The organism is Fulvimarina endophytica (assembly GCF_003403015.1).
In the GTDB taxonomy this organism is placed as follows: Bacteria; Pseudomonadota; Alphaproteobacteria; order Rhizobiales; family Rhizobiaceae; genus Fulvimarina; species Fulvimarina endophytica.
This window is the reverse complement of sequence record NZ_QURL01000005.1, coordinates 440,577-452,943: the sequence shown is the minus strand read 5'-3', so window position 1 is coordinate 452,943 and position 12,367 is coordinate 440,577. Positions and strand designations below refer to the sequence as shown.

11 protein-coding genes are annotated in these 12,367 nt (G+C 65.4%); 2 read left to right on the top strand and 9 right to left on the bottom strand.

The genetic code is table 11. The features are described from left to right. Positions 1-33: 33 nt before the first annotated feature. From truA to DYI37_RS14100, 3 genes are all read right to left on the bottom strand, one after another. On the bottom strand, positions 34-819 hold the full coding sequence (gene truA / locus DYI37_RS14110; protein ID WP_116683887.1) for a tRNA pseudouridine(38-40) synthase TruA: 786 nt from the start codon (positions 817-819) through the stop codon (positions 34-36). After that, positions 819-1,784 carry a methionyl-tRNA formyltransferase gene (gene fmt, locus DYI37_RS14105; RefSeq protein ID WP_116683886.1) on the bottom strand — a complete coding sequence of 322 codons (966 nt, stop codon included), beginning with the start codon at positions 1,782-1,784 and terminating at the stop codon, positions 819-821. Before fmt ends, truA begins: the two co-directional genes overlap by 1 nt. Positions 1,785-1,949: 165 nt before the next feature. Then, positions 1,950-2,516 (bottom strand): SH3 domain-containing protein, encoded by a 567-nt coding sequence (locus DYI37_RS14100; RefSeq protein WP_116683885.1) that lies wholly within the window; start codon positions 2,514-2,516, stop codon positions 1,950-1,952. Between the two features lie 157 nt (positions 2,517-2,673). Between DYI37_RS14100 and DYI37_RS14095 the strand changes: the two genes are divergently transcribed. Continuing rightward, a complete protein-coding gene (locus DYI37_RS14095; RefSeq protein WP_116683884.1) occupies positions 2,674-3,675 on the top strand; it encodes a 2-hydroxyacid dehydrogenase in 1,002 nt (333 codons plus the stop codon). Between the two features lie 79 nt (positions 3,676-3,754). Here DYI37_RS14095 and DYI37_RS14090 read toward each other — a convergent pair whose 3' ends face one another. From DYI37_RS14090 to betI, 6 genes are all read right to left on the bottom strand, one after another. Continuing rightward, entirely contained in the window at positions 3,755-5,194 is a 1,440-nt protein-coding gene (locus tag DYI37_RS14090; protein WP_116683883.1) for a YfcC family protein, read from the bottom strand. A gap of 198 nt (positions 5,195-5,392) precedes the next feature. Then, entirely contained in the window at positions 5,393-7,075 is a 1,683-nt protein-coding gene (betA, locus tag DYI37_RS14085) for a choline dehydrogenase (RefSeq protein WP_116683882.1), read from the bottom strand. A gap of 3 nt (positions 7,076-7,078) precedes the next feature. Beyond that, a complete protein-coding gene (gene betB / locus DYI37_RS14080; RefSeq protein ID WP_116683881.1) occupies positions 7,079-8,542 on the bottom strand; it encodes a betaine-aldehyde dehydrogenase in 1,464 nt (487 codons plus the stop codon). Next, entirely contained in the window at positions 8,539-9,186 is a 648-nt protein-coding gene (locus tag DYI37_RS14075) for a glutathione S-transferase family protein (RefSeq protein ID WP_116683880.1), read from the bottom strand. The genes betB and DYI37_RS14075 overlap by 4 nt, the downstream gene beginning before the upstream one ends. Before the next feature lies 1 nt (position 9,187). Then, complete coding sequence (gene betC, locus DYI37_RS14070; RefSeq protein WP_116683879.1) at positions 9,188-10,705, bottom strand: choline-sulfatase; 1,518 nt, start codon at positions 10,703-10,705, stop codon at positions 9,188-9,190. After that, complete coding sequence (betI, locus tag DYI37_RS14065; RefSeq protein ID WP_116683878.1) at positions 10,702-11,292, bottom strand: choline-binding transcriptional repressor BetI; 591 nt, start codon at positions 11,290-11,292, stop codon at positions 10,702-10,704. The genes betC and betI overlap by 4 nt, the downstream gene beginning before the upstream one ends. 136 nt (positions 11,293-11,428) lie before the next feature. Between betI and choX the strand changes: the two genes are divergently transcribed. Continuing rightward, complete coding sequence (choX, locus tag DYI37_RS14060) at positions 11,429-12,367, top strand: choline ABC transporter substrate-binding protein (RefSeq protein WP_116683877.1); 939 nt, start codon at positions 11,429-11,431, stop codon at positions 12,365-12,367.

Genomic DNA, 12,367 nt, shown 5'->3' with positions numbered 1-12,367 from the left:
GGCAAGAGCCGGACGGCGTTCCCGCCGCGCGGATCAGTCGGCGCCGGGATAGGGCGGCAGGGTGCGCTTCGGCTCGTTCGTGTATTCGACCGCCGTCAGATAAAGCCCGTCCGGCGGCGCGACGGGGCCGCAGGCCTTCCGGTCTCTCGCTTCGAGCGCCGCCTTCACGTCCATCGCCGTCCAGCGGCCTTCGCCGACGAGCTTCAAGGTGCCCGCAAAGGAGCGAATCTGGTTGTGCAGGAAGGATTGGGCCATTGCGGTGATGTGGATCTCGTCCTCGGGCCCTTCCATGACGGTCAGCGTCTCAAGCGTGCGGATCGGGTTCTTCGCCTGGCAGTGGGTCGAGCGGAAGGTCGTGAAGTCGTGGGTGCCCGCGAGCACTTCGGCCGCTTCGTTCATCGTCTGAACGTCGAGCGGCTTCGAGACCCACCAGACGCGGCCGCGCCGCACGGCGGCCGGAGCCCGGCGATTGAGGATGCGGTAGAGATACCAGCGCTTGCGGGCGGAGAACCGGGCGTCGAAATCGTCCCCCACCTCTTCGGCAGAGAGGATCACCACCGGTTCGTCGCGCATATGGGCGTTCAGCGCGTCGCGCACCGTGTCGCCGCCATAGGCTTTCGGAAGATCGATATGGGCGACCTGTCCGGTCGCATGGACGCCCGAATCCGTCCGTCCCGCGCCGAACAGGGTTACCGGTTCCTGGCACAAGGCTTCTGCGGCGCGCTCTATGACGGCCTGAACCGAAGGCTCGTCCACCTGCCTCTGCCAGCCGGCATAGGGCCGGCCATCATATTCGATCGTCAGCTTGTAGCGCGGCATCAGGCGTCCGGCGCGCCGAGAACCGTACCGGCGGGAACCGCGATGCCGCGCAGGAGATCGGCTGCCTTCATCGGCTTGCCGCCGGCTCTCTGGCCGTCGAGGATCTCGACCGCGCCGGTGCCGCAGGCAATGGTCAGCCGGTCGTCGAGGGCATGCCCCGCAGAGCCGTCGCCCGCGACGGCGCGGGCTCTGAGAAGCTTCACGCGCTCGCCCGTTCCATGGACTGGAACCTGTGTCCAGGCACCGGGAAACGGAGAGAAGGCGTTGATCTTGCGTGCGACGTCCTCGGCGCTCGCGGAAAAGTCGACCTGCGCCTCGGACTTGTCGATCTTGCGGGCATAGCAGGGCGCCCGGCCGGTGCGCTCGGCCATCGCGTCCTGATCCTCGAAGGCGAGGCGACCGGCTTCGAGTTTTTCGAGTGCCTCCACCATCGCTTTCGCGCAGAGATCGGCCATGCGGTCGTGCAACTCGCCCGCCGTCTCGGTTTCGCCGATCTCGGTTTCCAGGCTGTGGCCGACCGGCCCGGTATCGAGACCGGTCTCCATGCGCATGATCATCATGCCGGTTCGCCTGTCGCCGGCCTGAATTGCGCGCTGGATGGGCGCGGCACCGCGCCAGCGCGGGAGAAGGGACCCGTGGCCGTTGAGGCAGCCGGATTTCGGCGCGTTCAGGATCTCCAGCGGCAGAAGCAGGCCGTAGGCGACGACGACCGCGAGATCGAGTTCGAGCGCGGCGAAGGACGAGCGCTCGTCCTCCTCGCCGAAGCCGAGCGGCGTCGCGACCTCAACGCCGAGCATCTCGGCCTCGCTGTGAACCGGGGAGGGGGTCAGCGCCAGCCCGCGCCGTCCCGCCTTCCGAGGCGGTTGCGAGTAGACTCGCGCGATCTCGTGGCCTGCGTTGTGAAGCGCCCGCAGCGTGGGAACGGCGAAGGCGGGCGTACCCATGAAAGCGAGTTTGAGCGACATGGGACTGGTGTTAGCGCAAGACCCTTCGAGGGAAAAGCGGTTTCGCCGGCCTCATCGCAGCGCGGCGCGGCGATGCTCCGCCCGGCCGCCAAAGAGCTTCGGACCCGGTCTTACGCCGACACATCGGATGGTCGCAAACGCAAGTCCGGGTTCCGGTTCGATGGGCTATTCCATGGTCTCGTCGGGATAGACGCCCCAGATCTCGCGCTGGTCCACGAAGCCGTCGCGGCCGGAGACCTTGATCTCGCACCACCCGGCCTTGCAGGTCTCCACCTTCGAGACGACACCGGGCTCGAGGCGCGCCACGAGGCCTGCATCGCGAGCGGGGCTCGAATGGACGTCGATATAAGTTTCCTTGCCCTTCAGCCACGGCGCGGCGATGGCGGTGCGCTCGCCCGACAGGAGCGAATGGTAGACCCAGCCCTCGGTGCCGTCCGAATCTCGGATCTTCCGCCAGTGGTCGAATTCCTGGACGATCTCCACCGGCAGGCCATTCTTCAGGTAGAGCCAGTTGACCTTGTGCTCTCGGCCCGGACCGTTGCGCAGATTGACGCGGCCGGACTTCAGGCTGACATAGCGGGGCAGGGGGAGCTTCGAATAACGGCCGATCTCGCTAGCCGAGGACACGGTGGGTGCCGCCACGAGAAGAGTGGATAGAAGGGCGCCCGTCAGTGCGAGACGCGAAGAGAGACGAAAGCCAGCCACAAGGGGCGAACGCGGCCTGCGCGACATGGGAAACTCCGGATCTGTGCCACTGCCGCCGAGCGCATCCCGATCCGCCGGCCCTTGCGAAACACTTTGTTTTCGCCGGCCCGACGCGGTAGGACGAGGTTCGGACGGTCTCAGAGATCATCGCTCCGTTCGGTTAATGATTGCTTGAGGGGGGTCGATGTCGGAGCGCTCGAAGCCGGTTGTCGTGATCACGCGCAAACTCCCCGAGCCGGTCGAGGCGCGCATGGCCGAACTGTTCGACGTGCGGACCAATGGCGACGACCGGCCGATGTCCCATGCCGATCTCGTCTCCGCCGTTCGCGAAGCCGACGTCCTGGTGCCCACCATCACGGACCGGATCAGCCGCACCATCATCGAAAAGGCCGGCGAGCGGCTGAAGCTGATCGCCAATTTCGGCAACGGCATCGACAATATCGACATTTCCGCCGCCCACGAGCGCGGCATCCACGTCACCAACACGCCGACCGTTCTCAACGAGGACACGGCGGACATGACCATGGCGCTGATCCTCGCCGTTCCACGCCGGCTGGTGGAGGGGGCGAGCCTGCTGCAGTCCTCCGAGACCTGGGCGGGATGGTCGCCGACCTGGATGCTCGGCCGCAGGATCTGGGGCAAGAAGCTCGGCATCATCGGCATGGGCCGGATCGGAACGGCCGTCGCACGCCGGGCGAAGGCGTTCGGTCTCGAGATCCACTACCACAATCGGCGCAGGGTCGACCCGGCGACGGAGAAGCAGCTCGGCGCGACCTATTGGGAAAGCCTCGACCAGATGCTGGCCCGCGCCGACATCGTCTCGGTCAACTGCCCCTCGACGCCGGCAACCTTCCATCTTCTATCGGCCCGGCGCCTCGCCCTCATCCAGCCCCATGCCTTCGTCGTCAACACGGCGCGCGGAGAGGTCATCGACGAGGCGGCGCTCGTCCAGATGATCGAGGAGAACCGTCTGGCGGGCGCGGGTCTCGACGTGTTCGAGACCATGCCGTCTGCCAATCGCAAGCTGATGAAGCTCGCTGCCAGCGGCCGTGTCGTTCTCCTCCCCCATATGGGATCGGCGACCCTCGAAGGGCGCATCGACATGGGCGAGAAGGTCATCATCAACATCCGCACCCTCATCGACGGTCACCGGCCGCCGGACCGGATCCTTCCCATTCGGGGATGACCACGCAGGTATGCCGCTCGCCCTAAGCCTGGCGGCGGCAGCCTGTCCACGATCCGTGGCCGGGCAGGCCCGGATGGTCCTATCCGGTCCAGCCGGTCACCTGCGCATAGATCATGAAGGCCGCGCCGATCGTGATCCAGATGCCGAAGAGGGGCAGGAAGAACTTCACCCAGCGATCCCAGGGAACGCCGGCGAGCGCCAGCGTGGCCATGAAGTAGCCGGAGGTCGGGAAGAGGATGTTCGAGAGCCCGTCCCCGAGCTGGTAGGCCAGAACCGCCGTCTGCCGCGTCACGCCCACGAGATCGGAGAGCGGCGCCATGATCGGCATGGTCACCAGCGCCTGTCCGCTGCCCGATGGAATGACGAAATTGAAGCACACCTGGGCGAGGAACATGCCGATCGCCGACAGCGCCTCGGGGAAGGAGCCGACGACGTCGCCGAGGCCGTGGACGAGGGTGTCCATCACCTGTCCCTGTTCCAGCACGACGGCGACCGCCCGCGCGATGCCGACGATCATGGCGCCGACGAGGACCTCTCGAAAGCCCTCGTTGAAGCCTTCGCAGATGTCCCGGGTCGACAGGCCCGCGACGAGGCCCGTCGCGATCCCCATCATGATGAAGAGGCCCGACATCTCCATCATGAACCAGCCGCGCGTCAGCACGCCCCAGACCATGACGGCGAAGAAGGCGATCGCAACGAGGCTGGCCGCCTTCTGGCGAAGCGCAAATTCGGGCGGCGTTCCGTCCTCGAAGCCGCGATATCTCCGTCGTTTCTCCGCCTCGGCCGGGTCGCCGGCGAGGAGGCTCCTCGCCGGGTCGTCGCGCACCTTCCGCGCATAGGTGAGAAGCCAGGCAAGGGCGCTCGCGAGCAGACAGAGGAACAGCGCCGATCGCAGGCCCATGCCCGACCAGAGCGGGATCTGGGCGATGGTCTGGGCGAGCCCGGTATTGACCGGGTTGAGAACGCCGGCGGTAAATCCGGTGGTGGTCGCGAGCAGGGCCACCGCGACGGCGGTGACCGAATCGAAACGCAGCGCGATCATCAGGGGCAGGATCACCGGCACGTAGACGAGCGAGAGCTCCTGCGTTCCGATCAGCGTCGCGATGAGGGCGAAGACGGTGACGAGCACCGGAATGACGAGGATCGCGCGATCGGAGAACCGACGCGTCAACCGGTCGACGGCGACCTCGATGATGCCGGTGCGCCGAAGCACCATGAACATGCCGCCGATGATGAAGGTGAAGAACACCACCATGCCGGCATCCACGAGGCCCTGCGGGATCGCGAGCATGAACTGGACGGGACCGACCGGTTCGGCATCGATCGTGCGGAACGAGTCCGGGTCGATCGCGATGCGCCCGTTCGGCAGTTCCACCCGGTCGTAGATCCCGCCGGGCAGGATGTGGGTCAGGAGGGCCGCAAGGGCGATGAAGACGAAGAGGATGACATAGATGTGGGGAAGCGCGAACCGTCCGGCGCTCCCCGTGTCGGCTGGTTCGCTCGTTCCGGTCTTCGCCATTTCCGCCCCTTCCAACCGAGGCTCGCACCCCGATTCTGCCCTGCAACATGCACGATAGTTCGATGCCTATTGAAAGGGCAGGAGACGCGAGGTCAATCCCGAAAGAGCGATTGGTGCCGTCTCATCACCGGTAATCGAGCCTCGACCTTGAATTGATGGGCGGGCTCGCAGCTTCCATTCGGGCACCACGTCGGGCGCCTAACGGTCGGACGTCTCCCAGCGGGGATTGATCCAGGGCTCGGAATGGTCGGGCGAGAGCGTCCGGCCGAGAATGTGATCGGACGCCTTTTCCCCCACCATGATCGAGGGCGCGTTGAGATTGCCGTTGGTGATGCGCGGGAAGATCGATGAGTCGACGACGCGCAGGGCCTCGACGCCGACGACGCGGCAGAAGGGATCGACGACGGTGTTCCTCTCCGCGGGGTCGCCCATCCGGCAGGTGCCGCAGGGGTGATAGGCGCTTTCGGCCTCCTCGCGGATGAAGTCGTCGATCTCCTCGTCGGACTGTACGGCCTCGCCCGGCTGAATCTCCTTGCCGCGATACTCGTCGAAGGCCTTCTGGCCGAAGATTTCGCGGGTCAGGCGCACGCAGTGGCGGAAATCGACCCAGTCCTCCTCGGTCGACATGTAGTTGAAGAGGATCTTCGGCGCCTCGGAGGGATCGGCGCTGGCGAGGGAGACCCGGCCGCGCGAGGGGGAGCGCATGGGACCCACATGGGCCTGATATCCGTGGCCTTCCGCCACCGCCTTGCCGTCGTAGCGCACGGCCATGGGCAGGAAGTGATACTGGATGTCGGGATATTCGACGCCGGCCCGCGAGCGCACGAAGCCGGCGCTCTCGAACTGGTTGGACGCGCCGAGACCGGTCTTGGCGATGGTCCACTCGGCCCCGGCATAGCCCTTGCCGAAGAGGTTCCAATACTTGAACAGCGTGATCGGCTGGGTGCAGGCCTGCTGGAAATAGACCTCAAGATGGTCCTGGAGATTGCCGCCGACGCCGGGGCGATCGGCGATGACCTCGATCCCGTGCTCCCGCAGATGGTCCGCCGGCCCGATGCCGGAAAGCATCAGGATCTTGGGCGAATTGATGGAGGAGGCCGAAACGATCACCTCACGCCTCGCCTTCACGAGACCGTCCGTGCCGCCCTTCGTCACCTCGACGCCGACCGCGCGGCCGTTCTCGATCCGCACCCGATTTGCGAAGCACTGGATCAGTTCGAAGTTGTCGCGCTTCATGGCGGGACGCAGATAGGCGTTGGCGGTGGACCAGCGCCGGCCTTCCCAGACCGTCTGCTCCATCGGGCCGAAGCCCTCCTGCTTCTCGCCGTTATAGTCGTCCGTCGCCTCGAACCCGGCCTGGATGCCGGCATCGACGAAGGCCTTGAAGAGCGGATTGGTGCGCGAGCCGCGACCGACATGGAGAGGCCCGTCCTTGCCGCGCCATTCCGGGTCGCCGCCATGGCCGCCGTCGTGCCAGTTCTCCAGCCGTTTGTAATAGGGCAGGACGTCCGCATAGCTCCAGCCCTTGGCGCCGGACGCCTCCCAGTGGTCGAAATCCCTCGCATGGCCGCGGACATAGACCATGCCGTTGATCGAGGACGAGCCGCCGATCACCTTGCCGCGGGGACAGGCGAGCCTGCGGCCGTTGAGGTGCGGCTCGGGCTCGGATTTGAAGCCCCAGTCGTAGCGGCTCATGTTCATGGGGTAGGAGAGGGCGCCCGGCATCTGGATGAAGGGGCCGATATCCGTGCCGCCATATTCGAGCACGATGACCGAATGCCTGCCGTCTTCCGACAGACGGTAGGCGAGCGCGGCACCGGCAGAGCCCGAGCCGATGATGACGTAATCGGCCTCGCCGAGAATGTTCTGATCGTTTGCCATGGTTCAGTACGGACTCTCGACAGGACCCATTCCGACGTGAACGGTCTTCAGCTGTGAATAGAATTCGATCGCGGCCTTGCCGTTCTCGCGGCCGAGCCCCGATCTCTTCACGCCGCCAAAGGGAATTTCGACGGGCGTCAGATTGTAGGCGTTGATCCAGCAGATGCCGGCCTGAAGGCGCTTCGCGACGCGGTGTCCGCGCGTGAGATCGCTGGTGAAGACGCCGGCGGCAAGGCCGAACGGCGTCGCATTGGCGCGGGACAGCGCCTCCTCTTCGGTGTCGAACGGGAAGACCGACATCACCGGCCCGAAGATCTCCTCGCAGGCGATCGTCATCTCGTCGGAGACGTCCGCGAAGACCGTCGGTTCGATATAGGCCCCCTTGGCGAAGGCCTCGCCCTGGGGCACGCCGCCGCCGACGACGAGCCGCGCGCCTTCCTCGGTCGCGCTCTTCAGATAGGACTGCACCTTGTCGCGCTGGGCGAAGGAGACGAGCGGACCGATCTGGGTTTCGGGATCCGTCGGTTCGCCGAGCCGAATCGCCTTCGTGCGTTCGGCGAGGCGTTCGAGGAAGCGCTCGTAGATGCCGCGCTGGACGAAGACGCGTGTGCCGTTCGAGCAGATCTGGCCGGTCGAATAGAAATTGCCGAGCATGGCACCGGAGATCGCGTCCTCCAGGCTCGCGTCGTCGAAGACGAGGATCGGCGACTTGCCGCCGAGTTCCATCGTCACGTGCCGCATGCCTTCGGCGGCGGCCGCATAGACCTTGGGGCCGGTCTCCACCGAACCGGTCAGGGAGACCTTGGCGCACAGATCGTGGCCCGTCAGCGCCGCGCCGACCTTGCCGAAGCCCTGCACCACGTTGAAGAGCCCCGCCGGCGCACCCGCTTCGTGGATGATCTCGGCGACCTTGAGGGCGCAGAGCGGCGTCATTTCGGAAGGCTTGAAGACCATGGCATTGCCGCAGGCGAGCGCGGGCGCGGCCTTCCAGCAGGCGATCTGGGTCGGATAGTTCCAGGCGCCGATGCCGACGCAGACGCCGAGCGGCTCGCGAATCGTGTAGGCGAAATCCGCCCCGAGCGGGACGCTTGTCCCTGAAAGCGTCGCCGCGATCGAGGCGAACCATTCGAGGCAGTCCGCCCCCGAAGTCGCGTCGGCGACGATCGTCTCCTGGATCGGCTTGCCGGTATCGAGCGTCTCGAGTTCGGACAGGGCCTGATTGCGCTCGCGGATGATGTCGGCGGCGCGGCGCAGGACCCGCGATCGCGCGACGGGCGTCCATTCGGCCCATTCGGCTTGCGCTCTCGCGGCCGAGGTCATCGCCCGCTCGATGATTTCGGGCGTTGCGGCATGAAGCTCCGCGATCGTTTCGCCCGTCGCGGAATAGACGCAGGTGATCGTCTCTCCGGCTTCGTCCTCGACATAGGCACCGCCGACGAAATGGCTGGCTTGCGGTTGGGCTTTCATACGGTTCCTCTCAATGCGTCGTAGGAGACCATCACGTGGCGGGCATAGGCCTCGCGCTGCGTGAGGCGCTCGTAATAGGCCGTCACGTTCGGCAGGTCGGGCCGCGCGACGTCCATGGTGAAATAGCGGTGAAGCACCGCGCCGAAGACGATGTCGGCGAGGGTGAAGGCGTCACCGGCAAGGTATGCATGTCTGCCGAGCCTGGCCTCGGCGATGGCGAGACGCTGGTCGAACTTTACGACCGCCGCGTCGAAGGCCGTTCGATCGAGGCGTCCGGGCTTGGCGATCACGGCCGCAAAGAAGATCGGCGACTGGAACGCGCCCATCACCTCGATCTTCGACCACTCGGCCCAGCGATCGACCTGCGCGCGGGCGCTCGCATCGGCCGGCCAGAACGCGTCCTCCCGGCCGTAGCGCGCGGCGAGATAGCGCAGTATCGCGCCCATCTCGGCGATCGGCTCGTCCTCGCCATCCTTTAGCACGGGAACGAGCCCCATCGGGTTCATGGCGAGGAATTCGGGCGTCCGGGTGCCTTTGAAGCGATGGCCGACATCCAGCCTGCGATGATCGAGACCGAGTTCGCCGATCAGCCACATCACCGGCTGGACGTTGTTGGAATCGGCTCTGCCGTAGACCGTCAGCATCTCAGTCGCCCCGCGGATAGCGTTGGGATGCCTCGAGGACGTTGAGGTCCATGTGGTTGCGCATGTAGCGCTCCGAAGCGATCTTCAGCGGCTGGTAGTCCCAGGGATAGTAGTCGCCGTTGCGCAGCGCGGGATAGACCACCCAGCGGCGCGCCTGGCTTTCGCGCACCTCGGCGTCGAATCGGCCCATATTCCATTCTTCCGCCACGCGCCGTGCGAAATCGGCAGCGGTCTCGCGGTGGGCGGGATCGGCGGCGAGATTGGTCAGCTCGTGCGGATCGGCCTCGAGGTCGAAGAGCTGCGGCGGATCGAGCTCGCAGTGATTGTATTTCCAGCGACCCTCGCGAAGCGAGACGAGCGGGGCCTCGGACCCCTCGGCGGCATATTCCATCCGCACCGGATGACTGCGCGCGGCCCCGTTCGCGACCGGGACCAAGCTCTCGCCGTCCGTCCAGGGCCTGATGCCGTGAAGATCGATGTGGGCAAGGTCCGCGAGCGTCGACGTCACGTCGATGGTCGAGACCGGCGCATCGATGCGGCCCGCCGGCATCTGGGGCGCCGCGATCATCAGCGGCACGCGCGACGAGCCCTCGTAGAAGCTCATCTTGAACCACAGGCCGCGCTCTCCGAGCATGTCGCCGTGATCGGACAGGAAGAGGACGATCGTGTCCTCCGCCTGGTCCGTGCCCTCGAGCGCCTCGAAGATCTCGCCGATCTTGTCGTCGATATAGGAGATATTGGCGAAATAGGCCCTGCGCGAGCGCATGATGTCGGCGTCGGTGATCTCGAAGTTCGAGCGGTCGTTGGCGTCGAGAATGCGCCGGGAATGCTTGTCCTGGTCCTCGTAGGGGATGGCGGGCACCTCGGGCAGCAGATGCTCGCAGTCTTCGTAGAGATCCCAGTACTTTCGGCGCGCCACATACGGATCGTGCGGATGGGTGAAGGAGACGGTGAGCATCCACGGCCTGTCGTCGCCGCGCCGCCCGAGATCGTAGATCTTGCGCTTCGCCTCGTAGGCGACCTCGTCGTCGTATTCGAGCTGGTTGGTGATCTCGCCGATCCCCGAACCGGTCACCGAGCCCATATTGTGATACCACCAGTCGATCCGCTCGCCGGGCTTGCGATAGTCGGGCGTCCAACCGAAATCGGCCGGATAGACATCGGTCGTCAGCCGCTCCTCGAAGCCGTGCAACTGATCGGGACCGACGAAATGCATCTTGCCGCAGAGCGTCGTGCGATAGCCGGCAAGACGCAGGTGATGGGCGTAGGTCGGGATATCGGAGGCGAATTCGGCGGCGTTGTCGTAGACCCGCGTGCGCTTGGGAAGCTGCCCGGACATGAAGCTCGCGCGGCCGGGCGCGCAGAGCGGCGAGGCCGTGTAGCAGTTGCGGAACCGGGCCGAACGCGCGGCGAGTTTCTTCAGGTTGGGCGCGTGCAGGAAGTCCGCTGGACCGTCCGGAAACAGCGTGCCGTTCAGCTGATCGACCATGAGGATCAGGATGTTTTGCTTGGCGGTCATGACGGGCTTTCGCTGTTCAGTCGGAGTGCGAGATAGTCGAGAACGAGTTGCACCGCGTCCTCGCGTTTGGGTGCCCGGTCCTGCAGGGCCGCGCGGATGTAGAGGCCGTCGATCAGAGAGGCGAGGCCCTGGGCCGTGATGCGGACCGAGGACGGGGCGACGAGGCAGCGCAGCGCGTGGACGAGGTTGGAATCCAGCCGCCTTGCATAGATCGTGAGGAGGCGGGCCGCCTGGGGCGAGCGATAGGCTTCGAGATAGAAGGCGAGCCAGGCCGAAACGATCGCCGAATCGAATTGCGCGGGTTCGAACGAGGCCTCGACGATCGCCTCGATCCTCTGGCGAGGTGTCGAGGCGGCCTTGAGCCGTCGGTTAACGGCGTTGCGAAAATCCTCGAGGATCCGCCGCATCGCGGCGATGAGGATGCGGTCCTTCGAGCCGAAATAATGGTGGGCGAGGGCTGCCGAAACACCGGCTCTTCCGGCGATCCGGGCGACGGTCACGTCGAGCGAACCGACGGCGCCGATCTCCGCGATCGCCGCGCTGATCAGCGCCTCCCGGCGCACCGGTTCCATCCCCAATCTCGGCATCCGAACTCGCCTGTGCTGCCAATTGCATCGGCACTGGGCAGTGCCGCTGTTTACATCACATCCACTATCGCGTTTAGTTGATCGATCAGTCAAGAACAGTCAGCCGCGCTGCTGTCCAACCGAAAAGGGAACATTCATGACGAATTCAGTCCGCACGATCATACTGTCCCTCGCCGCGACGACCGCGCTCATGGGCGCCGCGCGCGCCGAGGTCCCGGACGCCTGCAAGACGGTCACCATGTCGGATGTGGGCTGGACCGACATCACCACCACGACCGCGATGACGAAGCACATCCTGGAAGGGCTCGGCTATTCGGTCGACGTGAAGGTCCTGTCCGTGCCGGTCACCTTCGCCTCGCTGGAGAAAGGCGATGTCGACGTCTTCCTCGGCAACTGGATGCCCTCCCAGGGCGCGGCGATCGATCCCTATCTGAAAGCCGGTCAGATCGACGATCTCTCGGTCAATCTGGAAGGGACGAAGTACAATCTTGCGGTGCCGACCTATGTCTACGACGAGGGTCTGAAGTCCTATCAGGACCTGCCGAAGTTCAAGGATCAGCTCGAAGGCAAGATCTACGGCATCGAGCCCGGCAACGAAGGCAACGACTATCTGATCGGCCTCACCCAGAAAGCCGATAGCGGCCTTCAGGGATACGAGGTCGTCGAGAGTTCCGAGCAGGGCATGCTCGCGATGGTGGGCCGCGCCTACAAGCAGGACAAGCCGATCGTCTTCCTCGGTTGGGAGCCCCATCCGATGAACGCGAATTTCGACCTGAAATATCTTCAGGGCGGCCAGGACTTCTTCGGCGGTGAGGGTCAGGTCCACACGGTCACGCGCAAGGGCTATGCCGAGGACTGCCAGAACGTCGCGACGTTCCTGAAGAACGAGAAGTTCTCCCTCGACATGGAAAACCGGATCATGGGCCAGATTCTCGACGACGGCGAGGATGCCGGTGACGCCACTGAGGCTTGGCTGAAGGCCAATCCCGACCAGTGGGAAGGCTGGCTCGAGGGCGTGACCACGGTCGATGGCGAGCCGGGCCTGCCGGCGGTCAAGACGTCGCTCGGGATGTGA